The organism is Bacillus sp. JS (assembly GCF_000259365.1).
GTDB lineage: Bacteria > Bacillota > Bacilli > Bacillales > Bacillaceae > Bacillus > Bacillus stercoris.
Window position 1 is genome coordinate 3117553 of the sequence record NC_017743.1, and the last position, 21578, is coordinate 3139130.

Sequence of the window (21578 nt, forward strand, 5' to 3'; positions counted from 1 at the left end):
AACATTTAAAGTACACCGTCTGATTTCGCAATCAAAACCGCTTCCGTCCGGGAACCGACATTCAGCTTATTGAAAATCGATGTCAGGCTGTATTCAATGGACCGCTTGCTCAAGTGAAGGGCATCTGCGATTTCTTGGTTTGTAAATCCTTTTTCAACTTCTTGCAGAATCAGGCATTCTCTAGGTGTGAGCACATCTTGTTCTTTTTGAGAGGAAGGAGCCGGCTTTGTTTTTTGCTGAGTCATCAGCTGTTTAAAGTAAGCAAAATCGACTAAAATTTCTCCGTTGAGTACGTGGTATATGTATTGGGTGATCTTTTCTTTAGATTCCGTTTTGCTGATGGCACCGTGCAGACCCGCACGAATCGCTTCCTCAAAATAATCCTCGACCTCATAACCGGTATACACGATAATTTTACAATGAGGATTCTCTTGTAAAATCTGTTTAGAAAGCTCCATCCCATTGACCTCGCCGCCCAGATTCAGATCCATTAAAATGAGATCATATGACGAGAAATCATGCTGCTTGATAAACTGTTCACTCGGTTCAGGACTGAGACAATCAACAGACAAATTCGAATCCGTTTCCAAAATTGTCTTGGTGCCTTCCATGACAGCCGGATGGTCATCAATCACTAGTATCTTTTTCATGTTTTCCTCCCTTTTACTCACTCTTTTCCATTTTATAAAAAAGACTTGGCCTGTGCCAAGTCGTTTCCGTTATAAATCCATTACAATTCGATTTCAATATCAGCCTTAAAGCCCTTTCCTTCACTCGTTTCAATCCGAAGGCGCCCATCTAAAGCCCTGACTCTCTCCTTAATGCCAGAAAGCCCCATGCTCATGGAATGTTCAGTATTTTTTTCAAGGTCAAACCCTACGCCATCGTCCTCATAATGAAGAACAATTTTGTTTTGTATACTGATGAGCATAATCAGCACATCCGTCGCCTGAGAGTGCTTGACCGCATTAGACAGAAACTCTTGAATGATCCGATATAAATTCAGCTGCGAATCCAGATCAAGGGAAGCCGTAAATCTGCCGGTATTTAAACGGATATGAAACGGAACCCGCTCCTGCTGCTGCGCCACCAGCTTCGACAGCGCCTTCACCAATCCAAGATCATACAGAAGCTGCGGCCGCAGTTCATGACACGTCTCCCTCGTCATCGAAATCACATCTGACATCTGCTCATTCATCTGTACAAGCTTGTCCTGCACTTCTTCACGGCACGGATTGTCATCCTTCTTAAAATCACCCAAAAACAGCTCACACTGGCGTTTTAAGGAAATCAAGTCCTGAAGAACCGAATCGTGGAGATCGCGGGCGAGATCGGAGCGTTGTTTTTCCTCGATCGTGTACATGAGTTTTTTGAGCCATACGGGGTTGGATTCTTGTTGTTTTATTTCTTCTAAATGACTCATCAGTTCTTCAATTTTCATGACGTTTTCAATCGATACGTTTGTATAAAAAGCCAATGTTTTCAGCCAAGAAAGTTCTTCAAGTGTAAGACGGGGCGTATTCATTTTAGATAAACAAAGCATTACAAATGATTTCCCACCGCGTTCACCTATCTTCATGACAAAACCTTTATTAAATTCAACGATTTTCCCTATTTCGGATGTTACTTTTCTAAATTCTTTTTGATAGACTTTTTCAATTGAATTTACGTTCGCATCATCATATAGTTCAATACTTGCGTCAGCTGAAACTTCATATACATGTGCTCGGCTAACAAGAGAGACTTCAAGTATAGTATTTTTCAGTTCTTCAAATACTTGAGTCAAGGAAGTTGAGTCTCTAATCATCTGCGTGAATTTATATATACTGTCTTGATAATTGAATTTTTCCGAGACCCTTTTTAATCTAAATCTGAAATCAAGTACTTCTTTATAATAAAAAACTGCCACCATAATAATATATATCAGAATCGCCAGTCTAAAATAATAGAAATCTCCAGCTGGATTTCCTATTAACTCAAATACCGTAACTAAAATAATTGTGGGCGTTAATGCTAATATTCCATAATATTTTAACCTACTTAAAATAAAATCCACATTATAAATTTTATTTGTCATAAATTGATAAACCAAAGAAAATGGTATTAGGAACATAAATGAAGCAGCTATAAAAGAAGAAATCCCATCAGTGCTTAAGAATACATAAGGTATAATATATAAAAACAAAAACGGCGAAAAAGATAAGATATTAATTATGGTAAGAACTTTTATAATATGTGCTTGTTCAGTATCCTTACTTTTAATTAAAATAGATCCAAAATATACGCTCACGATTATAAATGAAATAAAGAACGAAAGTAAATTTATTTTAGGCACATAATGTCTAAAGAAAAGCTGAGTTCGCAACAATTCAAAAACTAGATTTAGTATTGGAATTGCATATAGTATAAAAACTTTTTTGTTAAATAACACAGTGCCTAGTTCTTTAAAATACTGATACAAGAAAAGAAGATAGTTAAACATTACAGATGTTAAAGTGAATACCATTATACATCTGCTTAACCAATCCCCCTTTGCAGATCCGCCCGCACTTAAGTATGCTAAAGAAGCTGATAACAAGAAAACGATTAAAATCAAAGCTGATAGTAGTTTTTTCGATTCATTTATTTTTAGAATGAAGAAACAACAAAATAGACAGGCTATATAAAATATTAGCGGGATAACAAAAGTAGTAAAATTCCCATCATTCATTAAATCAGGCTTAATTCTAACCTTTTCTCCATCTCTCTCGACGACTATTGAACTCACATGGTTTGAATTATATTTTTGAACTTCAAGAGGACGCTTAACTTTTTGATTATTGATACTTTTGATGACGTCCCCTTTTTGTATGCCTGAGTAATAAGCCGTAGAAAATTCCTCAATATTTGTTATTACGACTTCATTGTCTTGATTTTCGGCTACTGCTGCACCTACTAAAAGTTTACTCGAACTTATATACGTTAAATAAGTTACATAGACTAAACTGACTAAAATCAAAATAATTGAAACTTTGTTGTACCATGCCTTCATTTATTAAAGCCTCACGAAGGAACCCAATTACCGTTTGTATAAATTTGCAGCCCTCTAAAGGCATCAACTATACTTTTCAATTGTTCCTTATCTATATTTAATAAAGAGGCTCTGCCTTCCATGACCTCATCTAAAACTTCTGGATTTTTTACTAAGTATCCGACTATTTCCTGCATATAAATCCTCCTTTATTTTATGATTCCTGTTATTAATTTTTTTATTTTATTCTCTTGCAATTCTAATCTAGCAATTTCTTTCTTTAGTTTTTGTAATGACAAGTGTTTCATTACAAGTAAATATTGCACTACGCCTGCCTCAGTTAATTTTTCTTTTATTTGTTTGGGATTCAATGATAAGAACAACTCAGCATTTTCATACCAACTCAAGATTTCTGCAGAAGCTGCATTAAAACGTTTACTTAAATATAAGTATGCCAATGTGTTTTTCTTCTGAATAAAATCGTTATTTAAATAATATAAACCTTGGTAATCATTCTCAATTTGTGCAATAATCCCAAGTTCATAAGAATAAGAAGCCACGATGGGATGGTATTTGCCTGTTGCCAGCATTACTCCCATTACACAAGGCAATGCCGTTAGCGCTCCTGATTTATTTTTGATCATGTCAATACAGGCTTCTTCAGTTTGCGGCGCATTCACAATATCATCATGCTGGCCTTGAATTGATTGTAACGCAAAATTCAATATCTCTTGTGAAAATTCTGGTTCATGACTAGCTTGACACATCACTTGTATACTAAGGGTGTAAAGAGCTGTAACTGCATTTAAAGCGATAGACGAGTCAATCTTCATCCAGACAGCATTTCCATTATCTTGATCCTCTAAGTCATCATAAATATCGAATGAGAGTATAAGCAATTCAATTCCGGCAGCAAGCCATTCGATTGCTTTTTGATCCTGACCGTTAAAAGCTAAATAATGATGAAGTGCCAAATCGGCAAACTCAAAAGTATCCTTAGACTCAATAAAATTCTGAAGATATCGTTCCAAGTCCTGATTCTTTATTTTTTGGCTTACAATCTCCTTCATTTTCTCCTTGATCCGGACAGAATCTAAACATATCTGCTCAATAACGACTTCCCCCCTCCCATTCCATTTTACTAAATGGAACATTTAAAGGACAGCAGGTTTTTCGTTTTTTAACAATCATATAATACTTTATCCATTAATTGTATGAATAGAACGAAAAAAAAGACTTGTTTCCAAGTCTTTTTCACGAAATTTTCATTGCATAATTGTATTTATCGAGTTGATCGATGCTTTTGTTAATGTTTCGTAATGAATCTGTCGTTTCTTTAATATCAAGTTCGAGTCGGAATAACAATTGTTTTACTTCTTCAAGTTTCTTTTCCATCGTTTCCACACTCCTTTTTTTGAAAGATCAATGAATTGTGTATGGTGAACGAGTCCTAGGTATTTGATCTGTTACTAATAGTGTATCTGCTTTCGGCTCATTTTTCACCGAAAAGTATGCAAAAAGATCCTGCGTGACACCGCAAATATCAATAGGTCCTTATACTCAAAGAGATCACAACAAGAACGGGACTATTTTTCTATGGGCAAGAGCGGATATTTCTGCTCAAATTGAGAAAGATTCTTAATTCCCTTGATTTTAACGTGTTTCACATTTTTATTAAGCAAGACTATAGTCCTTCATACCGTATTTTCAAAATTGAATATGCGATTCTTGGCGTTTCCTGACCGACAAACACCGAAAAAGACCGCAACGCTAAAGTTGTGGTCTTTTCGCTTTGTCATATTCAGCAAATGGGGATCTATACATATAGAAACACCACTTTTGTGTGAGGTGCTCCCATGAGATATCGTTATCCCTGGTTTTACGTGTATCCGTATGAGATACGCCGTCCGCCCGCTCCTGCCTCCAATATAGATACTTTTATCCGTTCAGCGAAGCAGGCCGCAGGGATTTTTGCGGATGCTCAGCTGGTGCTCAGCCGCATTGCGGGCTCGCGGGAGCTCTCGCGCCGCATTCTGACCGCAGCCGAGCAGTCCGATAAACAAACCATAAAGCGCCTGATCAAACAAATGGGCGTCCGGCATGAAGTGGATACGGTCTTTAATCCCGACGGCATCTATATCAGCCTTATCGGCACGCAAAGCCGAATGATTCTTGCTTTGCGGTGGTCAGAGGACCGCAATCATTTTGCGTCCATAAGATTATGACACCATTCCAGAGCCTCAAGATAACATTCATACGCTTCTTCTTTGTCCAGTTGATTGCCTAATTCCGAGCAAGTGTCCCAGTTGTTGCTTTCAATTAATTTCACAAGCTCAAGCATTTGGTAGTAGTCGTTTTGATGGCCTAATAACGCTTGCCCGACTTCATCTTTCAAAGGCAATTCTTGTACAATTTCCTCTATTTCTCTATGCAGGAGCGTGTCTATGAGAGAAAACATTCCGATCAGCATATAAGAAGCAGGCTGCGGCCGGGATGCCTTCCTCGCCAGCAGCTCGCAAAGCTTTGCTCTTATCAAAGAAATCTTAATGATTTCGTGCTTGCTGGAATGCCCTTTTCTGCTTAAATCCTTAAAGGAAAGAATATAGATCCACCGTTTGATTTCATTAAATCCAAGCAGCATAATGGCCTGCTGAATGCTTTCAATTTTCTGGCTCAAACGGCTGTGGGATGAGTTTAAAAATTTTAAAATTTGATAGGACAGTGATAAATCCCGCTCTATGTACTCTGTTACACGCTTTATGTTAGGCTGCTCTTTGCTCAGTTCGTTAAGCAGTTCATAGTAAGAATAAAAATGAGTCGACAGGTCATGCCCGCTGATGATGCGCGGCTCGCTGAAAAAGTAGCCTTGGAATAATTGAAAGCCATCTTGAACTGCCTGTTTATATTCTTTTCGGGTCTCTACCTTTTCTGCTAAAAAAATTAAGCCGCTGCAGCTGTAGGTTTGCAAAATTTTTCTGCGTTCCATTCGTGTTGTTTTGAGAAAATCAATTTTCAATATATCAATATAGCTCATGAGCTTTTCCAATAAGTCCTCATTTTGCGGGTTTATTGCATAAAAATCATCGAGCGCCAGCATATACCCCATTTTTTTCAATTCTTTGCATCTAGAAATGAGGGCCGGCGTGATCGGTATATCTTCAAGGATTTCAATGACAAGCTGTTTCGGATTGAAGGAGGTGGGAAGATTCGAAAACATCAGGCTTTCCGTAAAATTAACAAAACAGCGTTTTCCTTCCGTCAGCTTCTCAATTCCGATGTTTAAAAAGCTGTTGATCACCAAATCTGTTGTTGCCTGATCGCCGTCTTTAGCGCTATATACGTTCTCTTCGCTTTCTCTATACAGCAGTTCATAAGCAACAACCTGTTCTTTTCTATTAAAAATAGGCTGTCTTGCAACAAACACCCTCATTGATTAATCCCCCTTACAATACGCGCGGCTTTCACCCCTAAGTATATCAAATATTTTGACGAAAATTGTCTAAACATGAAAAATAATATATTCATAAAAAAACTGGCCCTTCGCGAACGAAAGGCCAGTTTTTATTTATTCTTCCTCAAGCTCTTCTTCAATTCTGCTTTTTACTTCGTGAATCCGCTGCATTTTATTGCTCCAGCAGTCCTCGCTTAAATCAACCGGGTATTCCTCCGGCTTGCTGATTCTTTTATATTCCTCCCAAAGCAGGCTGAGGTTATCCTGCACATACTGCTGTATGTCTGAAATCTCAGGGTTTTGGTAGCAAAGAATACCCTTTTCAAAAATCAGCTCATGAAGATCCTTCGCATAAAAATTCGTGACAAATTTGCTGATGAATGTATGAACCGGATGGAACATTCTGAGCCGCTTCTGATCATTCACCTGCTCATCATAAAGCGCGATATAATCGCCTTCAGAATGATGGTTGGACTGATTGATAATTCGGTAGACTTTCTTTCTGCCCGGTGTCGTCACTTTTTCAGGATTGGATGAAATTTTGATCGTGTCGACCATTTTCCCGTCTTCCTCAATGGCAACGAGTTTATAAACTGCGCCGAGAGCCGGCTGGTCATAGGCAGTGATCAGCTTCGTACCGACACCCCAGACATCAATGCGCGCTCCCTGAGCCTTTAAATTCATAATGGTGTGCTCATCCAAATCGCTTGAAGCAATCACCTTCGCATCTGTAAATCCTGCTTCATCAAGCATTTTACGGGCTTTTTTTGACAGGTACGCCAAATCGCCGCTGTCCAGGCGGATGCCAATGAAATTAATGCGGTCGCCAAATTCCTTGGCAACCCTAATCGCATTCGGCATGCCTGAACGAAGCGTATCATACGTGTCGACTAAAAAGACGCAATCCTTATGCGTTTCCGCGTATTTTTTGAAAGCTGTATATTCATCGCGGTAAGCCTGCACAAGCGCATGCGCATGTGTGCCGGAAACCGGGATATTAAAGCGCTTTCCGGCTCTTACATTGCTTGTCGCGCTAAAGCCGCCGATTAAGGCTGCTCTCGCCCCCCACATGGCCGCATCCATTTCATGTGCCCGCCTTGTTCCAAATTCAAGCGCAACTTCATCACCGATGACGCCTTTAATCCGGGCAGCCTTTGTTGCGATTAATGTTTGATAGTTCACAATGTTGAGCAGAGCCGTTTCAATCAGCTGCGCTTCAACCAAGGGCGCCTCCACCCTCATAATCGGCTCATTATTAAAAACAAGCTCTCCTTCTTTCATGGAGTAAAGTGAACCTGTAAAAGTCAAGCCGCGCAAATATTCGATAAAATCTTCTTGGTACCCCAGTTCATCTTGTAAATAACTCAAATCGCTATCCGTAAACTTGAAATTTTCCAGATACTCTATGGCTTTTTCCAAGCCCGCAAATACGGCATAGCCATTTTCAAACGGAAGCCTTCTGAAAAACAGCTCAAAAATCGCTTTCTTTTCATGAATGCCGTCTCTCCAGTACGTTTCCGCCATATTGATCTGATAAAGGTCTGTATGCAATGACAGGCTGTCATCTTTAAATCCGTACTCTAACACTGTTTTTCCCCTTCCTTACTCTGCCACTTGCGCTCCGATGCTATTTGCAAAATGGGAAAGAGCCCATGCGTGCCCCTCCTGATTAAAGCTGGCAACAGCCTGTTGATGCACAACAATCTGAAAACCTTTGTTGTATGCGTCAACGGCCGTATGTAACACACAAATATCTGTGCAGACACCGGCAAGATGCAGTTCGCCAATCTGCCGCTCTCTGAGTTTGAGCTCTAAATCAGTTCCCGCAAAAGCAGAATATCTCGTTTTTTCCATGTAGTAAACATTCGGTTTATGTTCATGTTTCTGATATAGAGGCAAAAGCTTTCCGTACAGATCTTTTCCTTCCGTGCCTTTTATATTATGCGGAGGAAAAAGACGGGTTTCGGGGTGATATTGATCCCCTTCATCATGAGAATCTACTGCTAATACGACGTAATCACCGTTTGTGATGAATTCTTCGGTTAAATTGACGATCGCCTCTTCAATCATTCTGCCGGGCTCCCCGCAGGTCAATTTTCCGTCACTCGCCACAAAATCATTCGTATAATCAATACAAATAAGTGCTTTTTTCATAGCCGGCCTCCCCGCCATCAGTATGAGAACATTATATCTTATCTCCAGTTGTAAGTGAATTGCCATGAATAAAAAGACAAACGGCCCGTTTGTCTCTTAAGATTTCAGCACTGACCGATTATAAATGTCGTCCTGAATATATATCAATTCACGATTCACAGCGATGTCAGCCGCAATGACGAGGCCTAAAGGCGTATGAAACTGAAGATCAGATACAATCTTGAAGGGCACTCCGTATCGATTCGCCATTTGGATATAAGGAGAATAAGACTGGTACTGAAGCTCTCCATTAATCAAAAGGGTGACGTTATTGCTGTTTTTCAGCTCTTGTTCCGCCTCTTTATACGGTTTGCTTCTAAGCACTTGTCCTTTCGTCAATGCCAAAACGACTCTTTCTCTTAAAGAGCCTAAAAACAAATGGCGCTCGTCAGGCTTTGTCTCCAAAGGCCCATACATTCCTTGCTGCAAATAGAGATCCATTTTATCTTCACTCAAAAGCCTGTCCTCCCGTCTTGTTTGTTTTCATTATCACCTGATCAGGCAGGAGCTAAACTTTCAAACGCGGTTTACATTTCTGTTACCCAATGAATGATTTTTTTTGCCAGCTCACCAGCAGGGGCTTCCTCTGTATGCCGGCGCAACGAAGCTTCCAGCCGTTCAGGCAGAGTTGCTTTATCTTCTTCATAGGAAATGATCGTGCTCCACTCCAGCTGCGGGACCGCTACAAGCGTGCGCAGTTCTTTTCTGTTTTCATGCAGATACACGTCCGTGATCATTTCGGTTTGCGTATTGATATTTGCTTTTCTGATTTTCATAACATGACCTCTCTATTCAAAGACTACCCATATTATACAATAAAAAAGCAACAGCCTCTTATGAAAAGGCTGTTACCCGTTAAACGAAACTGTTTCATCAATGATATCGGCATCTTTGAAGAGAGTTTTACTCGTTTGGTTGTTAATCTTCACAAAATCACCAAGCTGAAATGCGCCTGACCCCGCCCCTGAGTGAGCGACGCTTTTAGGCGAAATCGCAAATACGTCTCCAAAGCTTGCCGCAGCATTACCCGAAACTGACATGATATAAATCGGCCCCACAATCGCAGGCATTTCCCCACCTCCGCATTGATTTACAGCATCATATGCAAAGAGCCGCAAATGGTGCCCGCCTATTCAGCGGGCTTTGCGTTTTCTTCGAGGCGTGACCGCTGGCGCAGTTTGATCAAGCGGACAATATTCAGGAAGAACGCCTTCACTACCGCATAAACCGGCACCGCTAAAATCATGCCGAGAATTCCGCCGAAGCTTCCCGCACCGATTAACAGCAAAATAATCGTAAGCGGATGCGTATTCAGCCGTTTTCCGATTACAAGAGGGGACAGCAGGTTTCCGTCCAGCTGCTGAACGATGACAACCACAATAATCGCAAACAGCGCTTTAGCCGGCGAGTCCATAAAACCGACAATAACAGCCGGCGCGGCACCGAGAAAAGGCCCGACATAAGGAATGATATTGGTAATCGCCATGACAATCCCAAGAATCAGGGCATACGGCAGTCCGGCAATTAAATAGCCGATAAAGCACGCTGTCCCGACAAATAGACAGATTAACAGCTGTCCCTGGAAATAAGCCGCAAGCGTATCTGATAAATCTTTAAAAATCTTTAAGCCTTCTGTCCGATAAGAAGCCGGAAGAATTTTTACCGCCAAATGCGGAAAGCGGTGTCCGTCTTTCAGCATGTAAAAAAGGATAAATGGAACAGTAATAATAACAAGCGTGATGTTTGTCACGACGCCAAACACCGCAGATAAACTGGACGTGATATTTTGCGGCAGGTTTTGGAGAAAGCTTGTCAATGACTGTTCAATTTTTGATATTGAGACATAATCCTGATTCATCATCCAGGTAAACCATTGGGAATGAGACAAATCCTTTGTCAGCGCCTGAATCTGTTTTATGTAATCAGGAAGGTTGTTGAACAGCCCGGTTACCTGCGATGTGATGACAGGCCCGACTGACGCTGAAACGAAGGCAAGCAAACCGATAAACAGTAAATAGATCAATAGAATGGATAATGTCCGCGGAATTTTTTTCTCAAGCAGGCGGACGACCGGATTAAATATGAAATACAAAATTCCCGCAATCAGCATCGGGAAAAACAATGTCGAGATAAAAACAATGAACGGCTGAAATACAAATGAAACTTTTGTCGCTACATAAATAATCAGCAAAACAAATAAAATCTGCAATGTCCAAAAATGGACTTTTGATTTCAACAAGCTTTGTTCCTCCTAGTTTTTCTTTGTCTGTCAGATAAAAGAACTTATACCCCATCATTGTAACAAAAATGAACTCATATCAGAACTCTTAATATAATGAGAGGAGTGTTGGTGATGAAGGCCGTGACATACGATACAGATTCAGAACTGGCTTATATTTATGTTCTTCCTTTGAAAAAAGAACAGGAATGTACGGACTGCGGAGCTCAGAGTCAATGATTGTCTCCTGCTGGATATCAGCCAAGACGGCAAAATCGCCGGATTCGAATGTTTTGGTGAGGCAGCACGCCTCTGTGCCCCATTTGCCGGGAAATCCCGGCTGTATGTAAAAGATTCAGACGGTTATCAATTTCAGGTCTGCCAGCATGCTTCAGTCCGTTCCTGCTATACGGTGTACGGCGGCACTTTCTGTTTTTTAGATGGTGACTATCAGGAATTTGCCGGTTTTGACCTTGATGGAACAATGTATCCCAGTGCGTTTTTACAGCGCTTAACTGAAAAATAGGACGTCCCTCCCGGTGTACGCCTATTTTTCATGCGCAAGCACTGTTAGACCCGCTCACTGTAATCTGGCGTGACGGAAATCATGTGCTGGATTCTGATCAAACAAACAGAATTTCGAGCTCCCTCAATTGTGATATGGTCAGGTTTTACATCGATCAGTCTGCCTCTGACCGTATCTCCTACTGTCTGTATAACGAACCTTGAGCCGATGAGCTTTTTAATGGTCTGATAGACATAAGGATCGACTAAAGAGACCAGTTGCGGACTACCTTGGTTGACCATACTTTTATCCCCTTTGTGTGTTTTATCTCAGCTTATGCCGCGCTTATGGATAATGACACAGGCTTCCCTGATAAAACAAAGGGGTGCGGAGATTTTAGGAGAATACGTTTGGAAGCGGGTGTAAAGGAAGTGTCGATGAAGCGGAGACAGCGAAGAAAGCTGGCCGCTGTTCCGTACTTATACAGGCTTTATCACGGATGCCTGGGCTTGGTCGATTAATTGGTCCAGCTTTTCTATTTTTTTTCGTGCGGTTGAAGGATCAATTTGGCGGTAATGATGGTGGCCACCCGGTTCTTCATCCAGTTCGTCCGCTTTTTTGACAATCTGCTGCAACGTGTTTTTATCTAATTCGCCTTCAGGCAAATAGGAATCTGTATGAAGCAAAATGGCTAGGGCAATCTCTTTTGCCGCTTTCGGTTCCTCGCCAAGCCGAATCAGAAGCTTATGCGCCCGTTCTGCCCCTTTAATGGCATGGATGTCATTTCTTTTGTATTTCTCATAATCCCACTTTCCGTCTGTATACCATTCATAATGGCCGATGTCATGAAGCAGTGCTGCTTTTGCTGCTAAATCAGGATTGATGTCAGCCTTCACAGACAGCCTGTATGCATGATAAGCGCAGGCAATCGCATGTGCCACGCCGGAACGCTGAAGATATTTTTGTGCAATTGGATGGGTGAAAACATCCATTAATGTAACCTTTCTCATGGAAACCCCTCCTTTAGATATTTTTAGAATCCTAACATAATTTGCAGAGAAACTCAATTCTTATGTCACATCATTTTGATCTTCTTATCATCATTGTTATACCCTAAAAGCAGCGTTTCAGTCAGTATATGCCGCTGTTCAATAAATGCTCTGGCTGCAGCCTTTTTTTATAAAAAAAAGAGCAGAAAATATCTGCTCTACAAAAACTCTTTCATATCATAAATTCTTCCGTTTTCCGTCCCTTTTTCTAATAAAGAAAGCAGCGTGCCGGCAATAAAGTCCGGACTGCGAAGGCTTCCTGTTTCATTTAATTTCCGGAATCGTTCAATGTGGTGGAAATCCTTTTTCGATGAAGAACGGATGACGGCCTGCATTTCAGTGTCCATCACACCTGGTGAAAACGAAATCATGTGCACTGGCAGCTCTTCATCCTCCTGTTCAAATCCGAATGTTCTCGTAAACATGTCGAGCCCGGCTTTTGAACTGCAATACGCGCTCCATCCCTTATATGGATTTTTGGCGGCTCCTGATGTAATGTTGACAACCGTCTTTTTGCCGCTGTATGAAGCAAACCGTTTTGTAAACAGCTGACTCAAAAGCACAGGGGCAGTCAGGTTCAGCTGATAATGCCGCTGAAGCTCGTCAAGAGACGCTTCGCCGGCGCGTTTGATCGGCGTTACCATTCCGGCGTTATTGATCAGGGTAATACCAGAATAACGATCTGGATCGATGGATGAGAGCAATGTTTCAAATTGCTGTTCAGCTTCTTCAAGATTGATGAGGTCTATTTGATGCTGCGTCAGTTTTTCGTGAGACACATCCGCTTTCGTTCTGGATAAGGCATGGACTTCATGACCCTTCTCTAAAGCCTGTGATGCAATGGCTTGACCCAGCCCTTTTGACGCTCCGGTGATGATATAAAGTTCCATTGGAAACCTCCTTTTCCGTTATTATTGTACGGCACCGCTTTTACACAACACAAGCACGCGGCTATGCTTTCTTGTTTTCCTGATCTGTGACTTTTGGGATGAGGAACACGATACCTGCAATTCCGAGCAGGATCAGTACGACATAGATCATCGGCAGCAGCAATGATGATGTTTCTTGTTCATTCTCTGTTTCCGTTGATGACGCCTTTGTCATTGGCTTTTCAGCAAATGTAATTCCAAGCTGTTTGGACTGGGCCGCAATCGTGTTGGAATCCTGGGCATTTGTGGATGTAAACAAATCTTTTATCAGCTCGGCGTCCTTGTCCTTCGGTTTATCAAAAGTGATATCCTTCTGTTCCTCAGGCAGTTCTGTTTTCTCTTCATAGTAGGTATCTTCATGTAAATAATTCGTATCAATTTCGATGTCTTTTTTCTGATACTGGTTTGGCGCGACATCTGTATTTTCTTCGGTTTGGGCAGCGGCGGCAGAGGGTATGAAAAGGGAAAAGGAGAGCATACAAATCATGATCCCCTTTTCCATGCTGCGATTACGCTTCATACGTTTCATCGCTTTCTGCTGTGTGTTCAGCCATCAGCCGGATAATCAGCGGCAGAGCCGCGGCAATCACCGTAATGATTAGCAGAACTGTTATTCCCATTGTAAACAAGTGCCCAGTACCGTACTGGATGTCGATATATACTTTCGAAACCGGATCTTCAAATGTAAAGTTCGGCATGATCAAATCAATAAGCGGTGCAACATAGAATAGAATCATTGCCGCTGAAGCAACCCATCCAGGGATCGATCCGAATCTGAACGCCGTCCGGATGAAGGCAGAACTTGCGACCAGCAATAGAATCGTAAACACTGACCACTTAATCGTCTGATCGTCCGGCAGTGAATAAATATTCAAACCGAACAAGCTGATCATGAGTCCGACAAGGATATTCAGAATTCCGAATAGCGCTCCTTTGACGAGAAGCGGCGCGTTTTGGTAATACGAGCTAAAATAGCCGATTAACAGACTGCTGATCAACACAATGACAAGGATGACAACCGGCGGTACCGTCTGAGTTTTCTCTTCCGGAACCTCTCCGCTGATTTTAAGCGGATTCGCCAAGTAATCATACACATAGCCATTGTTTTGCCCGTCTACTAATGTATTTCCGAGTATGCCGTATACGTCATTGCGCACGAGTTTCGTGGAGGCGACATTTTTCCCCCAGTTGTTGTTTAAGGTGTCGGCTTTTGCTTGAACATCATTGACGCTTTGCTGCATATTGGTTGTGTAATCAATGATGCCTGACTGGCGATCAGACAATGAACCCATCATGTCTGACATTTGCAGCACTTCCTGACCGACCGTATCTTGGACATTCAGTGCCATTGTGCCAGACAGTCCATCGTTGCTGAACGTCGCAGATTCCTGCGTTGCGCCCGTTACCAGCTGTTCTGTCGCTTTTGCGGCACTTTCAGAGATGTTCGTTAGTTCGTCGAGAACACCTGCTTGAGAGTCGCGGATATAGCCGCTGTAGTCGTCCGCAAATTTGGTCATTCCGTCGATGAAGCTGTTGATGTCTTCATCAGTTTGCATCGTGTTGTTTTTGAGAGCTTCCCAGCTGGCTGATTCTTCAGGTGTGAGAGCCAGTACGGAATTGACTTTACCTTGTTGGCCTTCAATAGCATTGGTTTTCGCAGCGCTGTCTATCGTGCCGGATAATATTGAATCATATACAGATAGATATTTATAATATCTCATTGTTGCATTTATATTTTCTTTATTTATATAGATTGCTTCGGTAAATGGTAGCTGAGCTTTATTTTCAAGTTCTTGAATGGCATTATACATATCTCTATAAATACCTTCAAGTTCTTGCTTGCGTTTCGCTTCAAGCTTTTCAAGTTTATCTTCGAGCGTTTTCACTTGGTCTTTGAGATCATCTATTTCATCATTAAGATCATCCATTTGCTCTTTTAGTTCTTCTAATTTCTTTTTCAGCTCTTCATTATGAGCCGTTTCTTTTTCTTTTAGCTCTTCTTCGATCTGTTTGATTCGCTCAGACGCTTTGCTGAGCTGTTCTTTTGCTTTTGCAATATCCGAAACCCCATCATTTCCGGTTTGACCTTCATCTCCAGGCTGAGTCGTGCCGCCGTCGTCTCCTGAATCTCCGGTTCCGTCTTCATTTGTCAACCGGATCAATTGAAGAGCTGAGTCAGATGAAGCGGTCTGTTCACCAGTACCCCTTTCTGTTTGTCCGCTGTTCGACTCGCCATTAGAGGCATCACCTTTCTGCCTCTGACCGTCTGTTCCCTGCTGCTGGTCTTGATCCTGAGTACCGCCGTCCATTTGTCCGTCATTTCCGGTATCACTGCTGTTATTGTCTTCTCCAGAATTACCATTTTGATCATTTGGAATCGTCCCGTCTCCATCATTATTTCCGGAGTTTGTATCCGGCTCTGGAGTAGGGTCCTCTTTTTCAGGCTCCTTTAGATTATCTGAAATATCCTGAATATCTGCAGCGATGGTTTTCAGTTCTTCACGCTGTTTTTCAAGATCTATTTTGAGTTCTTCAGGATCTTCTTCTTTCGGGTCTTTATCGTTTTGGTTATCTTGGTTATCCCCATCAGATGAATTATCTGGGGGTGGCTCATCAGTTAGATAATCACGTGTTTCAATTAAAAGTTTATAAACCTGATTTAGTGCTGCCTGTCTTGATGCGGCCTGATATTGATCGATTAAATCACTTTGGATCTTCGCCATGCCAAGTTCCTGCTGAGGCACTTGGCCCTCCCTGATTTGCTGGGCGTTTGCCAGCACATTGCTGGTTTGTCCGAGCTGTGTCTTCGCTTGGCTGATCCCAGTTGCCAATCCGCTCATGCGTTCGCTGAACTGATTCGCCTTTTGCTGAGCTTGGATGGCGTCCAGGCCTGTCCGGATTTGCTGCTGTGTTGAATCCTGGGCTGCCAAAAGCAGCTTTTTCTGATTCTCTTGATATTCTTTGTATCTTTCAACTGTATCAATGAATTCTTTCAGCGTGTTTTTTGCTTCCTCCGCTGTAGAAGCTTTTTCTTTTGTCGTGCCTTGCGCTTCATTCATTGATTTCTTCAGCTCATCGATTAAGTCTTTTTGCTGTTTGATTTCACCTGCTAAATCATTAGAGCTTGGTTTGTAAAAGTTGTACATGACATTCTGGAATTCAGATTCTTTATTGACGATTTTGTCAAATTCTCCTCTGATGTTGTCCACTTTTTGCGACACAAAGTTCCAGTATAAGGCCGACATTTTTTTGTTCATTGTCTTTTGGGCATCCTCAAGCTCACGCTGAACTTTTTCTTTGTTGACCGCATTCAGATTATCTTGAATGCTGAATTCCAGCGTTGCTTTTTGTGGATGGTCTTTGTCATAGCTCAAAATGTTTTTTGAGAAGTCTGAGGGAATATAGACGATCGCATCGTATTTCTTTGAAGCGAGACCGGTCTCAGCCGCGCTTCGGTTTACGACCGTCCACGAATAATCAGGCCGTTCACCCAGAACAGCCGCTACTTCCTTGCCGAACTGGGCGGATTTGTCCTCTTCATCAGACTTTACCTCATCACTCAATACGCCAGTGTCTTCATTCACCACCGCGATTTGCCGGGTGGAATTGACTGCTTTTTTCGTCGGATCGTCTCCGATAAATCGGAAAAACAAAACCGGCAGCAGCAAAATGATGATGACGGCGGATATTAACTTGATCAAGCTTTTTCGTTGTTCTGTCATCTAGCACTCTCCCTTTCAGCAGAACATAAAGGAATTTGAACTTTTTGCTCCTTCCCGTTTTCCACAACATATCCGAAGCCCGGCTGAATCTCAGGCTCCTGTCTTTGGTACGGGAGAGGAATGACATTTTGCTCAGATTTTTTCATCAGCAGAATCGCGTGGCGGATTTGCTTCATCTCTGTCGTCAAGGAGTCATAGCCTTTTGAGAATTCGCTGTGGTTACCGCCCGGGATAAAGCTGAAGCCAAGATGCGCGTATGATTTCATGAAGTTAGCGAGACGGTCTTGTAATCTTGTATCAATCGTCTGCTGGAATCTCGTAATCCCGTCAATCATCAGCACCACTTGTGAGAATCGCAGATTGTGCGCGTCTCCTTGGCGGACGGCTTCTACATACATGGCTTCTCTTGTTTTGAATATGTCTTCTGCTGTTTCAATCCACTGCTCAATATCTTCTTTCGTTTCCAAATATGAAACATCTGATTCCTTCGCATAATGAGATAAGCCGCGGTCAATCGAGTCAAACAGGCCGATCATTTCGGTCTCATCATCAATCAGATGTTCAAGCATGACTTTTAGGACGTTTGTTTTCCCGCGCTGAGTCTGGCCTAAAATCAGGCAGTGCTTATGCTTGCCCAAATCAAAATAGACTGGGCTGACTGTTTCTTCATGAAGCCCGATCGGTACAGATAAAGGCTTGCGTTCCAGCTTGAAGCGGAGAGAAAATTCTCTCGTCGACAAGCTCTCAGGCAGCATCGGAATCGGTGCCGGCTGCTCCATTGAAGCAAAGCGCTCTTGAAGTTTCTGAACGTCTGATTTCAGCCCATTGAACATGCCGATATCATCATCAGCGTCAACAGGCAGGAACATTTGCGCGAAATAAAGCTCTTCTTTTTGAATGATGACGCGCCCCGGGATCGGCTCAAGATTGAACTTCGGACGGCCATAAATGGAATATCCCTCAGATTGATCCATGAGATAATGGACAACCTTTGTTTTCAAGTTATTTAACAATGACTGGCGGACAGCATTAACACGCGTTGCCGTCAGCATGAAGTAGATCCCTAAGCTCTGTCCGTCTCTGGAAAGCTGGACAAATTCCGATTCAAGCTCATGCATCTCATCCTTGACGATGTCAAAGTTGTCAATGGTGATGAAAATGAATGGAAGCTCTTCTTCGCTAAGTGCATTGTACATTTTGATGTGGCTGATTTCTTTTTCCCTGAACAGACGTTTACGTCGGTCAATTTCTTCTTTGATTCGAATCATGAACTTTTCAATTTTTCTTGACTGGTCCATCAGGAAGTAATCCGCGGTATGCGGGAGCTTCGCTAATGGCAGAAGCGTTCCGTTACCGAAATCAAAGATATAGACATGAAGCTCTTCAGGTGTGTACACGTCCGCAAAGCTCATCAGGAACGTCGCGGCTGCAATTGATTTTCCGTAGCCCGAAGAGCCGAATATGCCGATATTTCCGTCTTCCATCATCTTATAAGCAATCGGCGCCTGTCTTTGCAAATCAGGTTCATCGACATATGCAAAGTGGAAATGGTCTTTTTCGTCTGAAGGGAAAAGAGTGCGCGGAATACGTTCCGCAAGCGGCGGCAGCCAAGGGCTTGGCAGCTTCTCGATTCCCATTTCATCTTGGATGCGTTCAATTTCGTCAACGACAGCTTCAATTTCAGTATGAACGTCTTTTTTCGCAATATCTTCGGTATCAACCTCAGAAAGCGGAATCAGACCCGTATCTGTGACGATCGCGATTTCATCCTCTGTTCCGTAGACTTCCTCTAAGTAAGGCGCCCCGCTCCATGCAGATTGGAACAGCTCATAGACTTCATTGTTTCCGACCTGCAAATATCCGCGGCCTGTTACGGTAATGTTTGCAGCATCGCTGTTTTTCAAAATTTCTTTACTGTCGGTGGCATCCTGGACCTTGAGCGCTACTTTAAAGCGCGAGTTACTCCAGATCTGGTCGTCGATGATGCCGCCTGGCTTCTGTGTCGCCAAAATCAAGTGAACGCCGAGGCTTCGCCCGATACGTGCGGCGCTGACAAGCTCCCTGATAAAATCTGGCTCCTCGCTTTTCAGCTCGGCAAACTCATCAGAGATTAAGAACAAGTGAGGCATCGCCACTTCTGCTTTCCCCTGCTTGTACAGCTTTGTATAGTCATTGATGTGATTGACTTGATATTGGTCAAACAGACGCTGCCTTTTTTTCAGCTCGCTTTTAATGGAAGCAAGCGCACGCATACTGAAGTTTTTGCTTCCTTCAATATTAGTGATCGTGCCGAGGAGGTGGGGAATGTTGCGGAACGGCTGCGCCATTCCTCCGCCCTTATAGTCAATTAATAAGAAAGCCGCTTCGTGCGGATGAAAATGCACTGCAAGTGACAGAATGTAGGTCTGGAGAAATTCACTTTTCCCCGATCCCGTTGTCCCGGCAAGCAAGCCGTGCGGACCGTGTGCTTTTTCGTGAAGGTTCAGATACACAATGTCATCTTTCCCTTTATAGCCGATCGGCACTGACAGCGACTTCGACGATTCGCTCGTCAGCCATCTTTGCTGAATGCCGATTTCTTTTACTTCCTTCGCATGAAAAAGCTCCAAGAACGATACCGTTTCCGGAATGGAATTCGTGATGCCGACCTGGTGGTTCAGTGTCCTCAGCGTGCGTGAGAACCGTTCGTTGTCCTCACGCTGATGATGATCGAGACGGAACGGGATTCTTACCGCTTTTTTCTTTTGAATTAAAATGTCGCCTTCATGCTCATTGATGTAGCGGACAAGGGTTGTAATGTTTTCCGACAGGCTCTCCTTTGTTTCCGCAGCGACAATTGTCGAGATGCCCAGATGCTCATGCTGTCCTTCTAAATATTCGAGAATGACATGCTCAGAGATCAGCTGCTGATTCGTGATAACAAATACAAAATGCGGTTTGAACTGCAGTTTTTCTTTGTCATCTTCGAGATCGCGCTCTCTGATCAATTCGTAAAGCGAAGACAGAAGCTGATCTCGCGTTTGCTCATTATAAATAAATCCTTTTGCATAAATATGGGGCATTTGAAATTGCGGAAGCCACTTCATCCACTCCCAGTCTTTATACTCTTCTTCATGAAAAATAAAAACGAAACGCAAATCGTGATAGCTGTTAAAGAACGACAGCTGTCCGATCAGCTGGTGAATCTCATTTTTCACAATTTGGGATTTACCGACAAGCCCCATCGGACCTTCCGCCAAATCGACCGTCACCGGCGCATTGCGGATGTCCTTATAGACACGCTGCATGTGCTGCGACTTCTCCATGAGGTCATCGATATCACGATTCGCCAAGTCTCCGCCGCTCATATTGATTTCATAACTCGAGGGGACTGTTCCCGTCCCAAGCCGCAGCTGAAGATAATCCTTGCTTTCAAGTGATTTTTCCCAGATTCGGTCACTGATTTCACTTGTTAAGTATTTCATTTTTTCAAATGAAGGAAAGTGAAATTCAAGAACCTGCTTTTGCTTCTCAGCAAGTGCCTGAAGCTCTTTCCGTTTATTGTCTAAGTAAAGCTTATATACACGCTCCCGTTTTTCCTCGCGTTTTTTCCGCTGATTCTTATCCCGGAAATATTGCACTGTCGAGGTAATGAGAGTCATCATAAACATCGCCAAAGAAACAAGTATAAATATGCCGCGCGGCTGGATGATGGCGACTACGCCCATCACGATCAGCATCACAAGCGGAGGCAGGATGACGAGCCACAGCCCTCTGTTGGTTTGATCGCTCTCCTGAGAGGGAAAACTAAAGGAAACGCGGTCATCCGGCAGATCGTACACCATCCGCGGTGTTCTTCTGTACTGTGGATATTTTTTCTGCATCTCTGTACTCGGTTTGACTGTTTCTGTTAACGCTGTTTCAAACTGGGCAAAATGAACGATTTCTAAAAGGTCTTGTTCCATCACACTCATTTGCGTGAAGTTCCAGAAGATTTCATCCCCCGGCTTGAGTGGCGTATTGGCGTTGATCTTCTCTCCGTTCAAGAAGATCGTTCCGCTTTCAGGGCGAACCGACCAGTTGCCGCCGGCACGAAGCAAAGAAAACGTGCTTTGTTCTGCAAATGCAAAATCTTGCGGATTCAGATAAATATCTGCATTCGTTTTTTCCGAGGAGCATACAATTTCATCCCGGTTTCCCGTAAAATAAACAGATTTCTCAGGTTCACTGCCCAACAATATCAAGCGTATATCCTGCTGATCCGTTTGGAGAGTAAATGATGTATCCGTCTCAATCGTGCCGAGACAATCATTTCCCAGGAAAACTTCGTATTGGCCGCCGGATTCCTTTCTTTGAAGAGAAATGACTCCGCTATTAAATGGAATGGCGCTGATCGTAACGGAATCTTTCACATCAGGCCCAATGGTCACCGGATGAGACGACGGGAGGTTAGACAGATTTAATTTTTGAACGTTATTTTGGTAAAAAACCCATAATAGACTCAAATGGCGAACCCCCTAAC

At 42.6% G+C, this 21578-nt stretch carries 20 protein-coding genes and 1 pseudogene; 3 read left to right on the forward strand and 18 right to left on the reverse strand.

From position 1 onward, the window contains the following. Positions 1-5: 5 nt before the first annotated feature. From comA to degQ, 5 genes are all read right to left on the reverse strand, one after another. Positions 6-650 carry a two-component system response regulator ComA gene (gene comA / locus MY9_RS15885; RefSeq protein ID WP_003220716.1) on the reverse strand — a complete coding sequence of 215 codons (645 nt, stop codon included), beginning with the start codon at positions 648-650 and terminating at the stop codon, positions 6-8. An 80-nt stretch (positions 651-730) separates the two neighbouring features. Further along, complete coding sequence (locus tag MY9_RS15890; RefSeq protein ID WP_014665190.1) at positions 731-3031, reverse strand: histidine kinase; 2301 nt, start codon at positions 3029-3031, stop codon at positions 731-733. A gap of 11 nt (positions 3032-3042) precedes the next feature. Continuing rightward, entirely contained in the window at positions 3043-3207 is a 165-nt protein-coding gene (gene comX, locus MY9_RS15895; protein WP_014665191.1) for a competence pheromone ComX, read from the reverse strand. Between the two features lie 12 nt (positions 3208-3219). After that, entirely contained in the window at positions 3220-4080 is an 861-nt protein-coding gene (locus MY9_RS15900) for a polyprenyl synthetase family protein (protein WP_014665192.1), read from the reverse strand. A 184-nt stretch (positions 4081-4264) separates the two neighbouring features. Continuing rightward, the gene (degQ, locus tag MY9_RS15905; RefSeq protein ID WP_003220708.1) at positions 4265-4405 is read right to left on the reverse strand and encodes a degradation enzyme regulation protein DegQ; all 141 of its coding nucleotides are present in this window, start codon (positions 4403-4405) and stop codon (positions 4265-4267) included. A 221-nt stretch (positions 4406-4626) separates the two neighbouring features. On the opposite strand from degQ, the gene MY9_RS21655 reads away from it, so the two are divergent. Both MY9_RS21655 and MY9_RS15910 read left to right on the forward strand, forming a co-directional pair. Beyond that, positions 4627-4752 carry a hypothetical protein gene (locus tag MY9_RS21655; RefSeq protein ID WP_128422565.1) on the forward strand — a complete coding sequence of 42 codons (126 nt, stop codon included), beginning with the start codon at positions 4627-4629 and terminating at the stop codon, positions 4750-4752. A gap of 114 nt (positions 4753-4866) precedes the next feature. Then, entirely contained in the window at positions 4867-5235 is a 369-nt protein-coding gene (locus MY9_RS15910; protein WP_014665193.1) for a hypothetical protein, read from the forward strand. On the opposite strand, the gene pdeH is transcribed toward MY9_RS15910, so the two are convergent. From pdeH to MY9_RS15945, 7 genes are all read right to left on the reverse strand, one after another. Continuing rightward, entirely contained in the window at positions 5211-6440 is a 1230-nt protein-coding gene (pdeH, locus tag MY9_RS15915) for a cyclic di-GMP phosphodiesterase (RefSeq protein ID WP_014665194.1), read from the reverse strand. The genes MY9_RS15910 and pdeH overlap by 25 nt on opposite strands. Positions 6441-6575: 135 nt before the next feature. Continuing rightward, positions 6576-8048, reverse strand: a complete 1473-nt coding sequence (locus MY9_RS15920) for a nicotinate phosphoribosyltransferase (protein WP_014665195.1) — start codon at positions 8046-8048, stop codon at positions 6576-6578. A gap of 15 nt (positions 8049-8063) precedes the next feature. Further along, positions 8064-8615 carry a cysteine hydrolase family protein gene (locus tag MY9_RS15925; RefSeq protein ID WP_014665196.1) on the reverse strand — a complete coding sequence of 184 codons (552 nt, stop codon included), beginning with the start codon at positions 8613-8615 and terminating at the stop codon, positions 8064-8066. A gap of 96 nt (positions 8616-8711) precedes the next feature. After that, entirely contained in the window at positions 8712-9110 is a 399-nt protein-coding gene (locus tag MY9_RS15930) for a YueI family protein (RefSeq protein WP_040081965.1), read from the reverse strand. Between the two features lie 71 nt (positions 9111-9181). Next, positions 9182-9430, reverse strand: a complete 249-nt coding sequence (locus MY9_RS15935) for a YueH family protein (RefSeq protein ID WP_014665198.1) — start codon at positions 9428-9430, stop codon at positions 9182-9184. 72 nt (positions 9431-9502) lie between these two features. Beyond that, a complete protein-coding gene (locus tag MY9_RS15940; RefSeq protein WP_014665199.1) occupies positions 9503-9724 on the reverse strand; it encodes a spore germination protein in 222 nt (73 codons plus the stop codon). 59 nt (positions 9725-9783) lie between these two features. Then, complete coding sequence (locus MY9_RS15945) at positions 9784-10893, reverse strand: AI-2E family transporter (RefSeq protein ID WP_014665200.1); 1110 nt, start codon at positions 10891-10893, stop codon at positions 9784-9786. Between the two features lie 114 nt (positions 10894-11007). Between MY9_RS15945 and MY9_RS15950 the strand changes: the two are divergent. Further along, positions 11008-11398: pseudogene (locus MY9_RS15950) on the forward strand (DUF2283 domain-containing protein). Between the two features lie 44 nt (positions 11399-11442). On the opposite strand, the gene MY9_RS15955 reads toward MY9_RS15950, so the two are convergent. The 6 genes from MY9_RS15955 to essC all read right to left on the reverse strand — a co-directional run bounded on the left by MY9_RS15955 (position 11443) and on the right by essC (position 21561). Continuing rightward, the gene (locus MY9_RS15955) at positions 11443-11679 is read right to left on the reverse strand and encodes a YuzF family protein (RefSeq protein ID WP_014665203.1); all 237 of its coding nucleotides are present in this window, start codon (positions 11677-11679) and stop codon (positions 11443-11445) included. Between the two features lie 177 nt (positions 11680-11856). Then, positions 11857-12387 (reverse strand): HD domain-containing protein, encoded by a 531-nt coding sequence (locus MY9_RS15960; protein WP_003244444.1) that lies wholly within the window; start codon positions 12385-12387, stop codon positions 11857-11859. Between the two features lie 197 nt (positions 12388-12584). Continuing rightward, the gene (locus tag MY9_RS15965; protein ID WP_014665205.1) at positions 12585-13316 is read right to left on the reverse strand and encodes a (S)-benzoin forming benzil reductase; all 732 of its coding nucleotides are present in this window, start codon (positions 13314-13316) and stop codon (positions 12585-12587) included. Between the two features lie 61 nt (positions 13317-13377). Next, entirely contained in the window at positions 13378-13833 is a 456-nt protein-coding gene (essA, locus tag MY9_RS15970) for a type VII secretion protein EssA (RefSeq protein ID WP_081483685.1), read from the reverse strand. A gap of 31 nt (positions 13834-13864) precedes the next feature. Continuing rightward, positions 13865-17077, reverse strand: coding sequence for a type VII secretion protein EsaA (esaA, locus tag MY9_RS15975; protein WP_014665207.1), 3213 nt, complete (start codon positions 17075-17077; stop codon positions 13865-13867). After that, positions 17074-21561 carry a type VII secretion protein EssC gene (gene essC, locus MY9_RS15980; RefSeq protein ID WP_041521414.1) on the reverse strand — a complete coding sequence of 1496 codons (4488 nt, stop codon included), beginning with the start codon at positions 21559-21561 and terminating at the stop codon, positions 17074-17076. Before essC ends, esaA begins: the two co-directional genes overlap by 4 nt. Positions 21562-21578: the final 17 nt, after the last annotated feature.

Excerpts from the sequence above, each read along its gene's own strand:
- comA (WP_003220716.1), bottom strand. The coding sequence starts at position 650 with ATGAAAAAGATACTAGTGATTGATGACCATCCGGCTGTCATGGAAGGC.
- MY9_RS15890 (WP_014665190.1), bottom strand. The coding sequence starts at position 3,031 with ATGAAGGCATGGTACAACAAAGTTTCAATTATTTTGATTTTAGTCAGT.
- comX (WP_014665191.1), bottom strand. The coding sequence starts at position 3,207 with ATGCAGGAAATAGTCGGATACTTAGTAAAAAATCCAGAAGTTTTAGAT.
- MY9_RS15900 (WP_014665192.1), bottom strand. The coding sequence starts at position 4,080 with ATGAAGGAGATTGTAAGCCAAAAAATAAAGAATCAGGACTTGGAACGA.
- degQ (WP_003220708.1), bottom strand. The coding sequence starts at position 4,405 with ATGGAAAAGAAACTTGAAGAAGTAAAACAATTGTTATTCCGACTCGAA.
- MY9_RS15910 (WP_014665193.1), top strand. The coding sequence starts at position 4,867 with ATGAGATATCGTTATCCCTGGTTTTACGTGTATCCGTATGAGATACGC.
- pdeH (WP_014665194.1), bottom strand. The coding sequence starts at position 6,440 with ATGAGGGTGTTTGTTGCAAGACAGCCTATTTTTAATAGAAAAGAACAG.
- MY9_RS15925 (WP_014665196.1), bottom strand. The coding sequence starts at position 8,615 with ATGAAAAAAGCACTTATTTGTATTGATTATACGAATGATTTTGTGGCG.
- MY9_RS15935 (WP_014665198.1), bottom strand. The coding sequence starts at position 9,430 with ATGAAAATCAGAAAAGCAAATATCAATACGCAAACCGAAATGATCACG.
- MY9_RS15940 (WP_014665199.1), bottom strand. The coding sequence starts at position 9,724 with ATGCCTGCGATTGTGGGGCCGATTTATATCATGTCAGTTTCGGGTAAT.
- MY9_RS15955 (WP_014665203.1), bottom strand. The coding sequence starts at position 11,679 with ATGGTCAACCAAGGTAGTCCGCAACTGGTCTCTTTAGTCGATCCTTAT.
- MY9_RS15960 (WP_003244444.1), bottom strand. The coding sequence starts at position 12,387 with ATGAGAAAGGTTACATTAATGGATGTTTTCACCCATCCAATTGCACAA.
- MY9_RS15965 (WP_014665205.1), bottom strand. The coding sequence starts at position 13,316 with ATGGAACTTTATATCATCACCGGAGCGTCAAAAGGGCTGGGTCAAGCC.
- essA (WP_081483685.1), bottom strand. The coding sequence starts at position 13,833 with ATGCTCTCCTTTTCCCTTTTCATACCCTCTGCCGCCGCTGCCCAAACC.
- esaA (WP_014665207.1), bottom strand. The coding sequence starts at position 17,077 with ATGACAGAACAACGAAAAAGCTTGATCAAGTTAATATCCGCCGTCATC.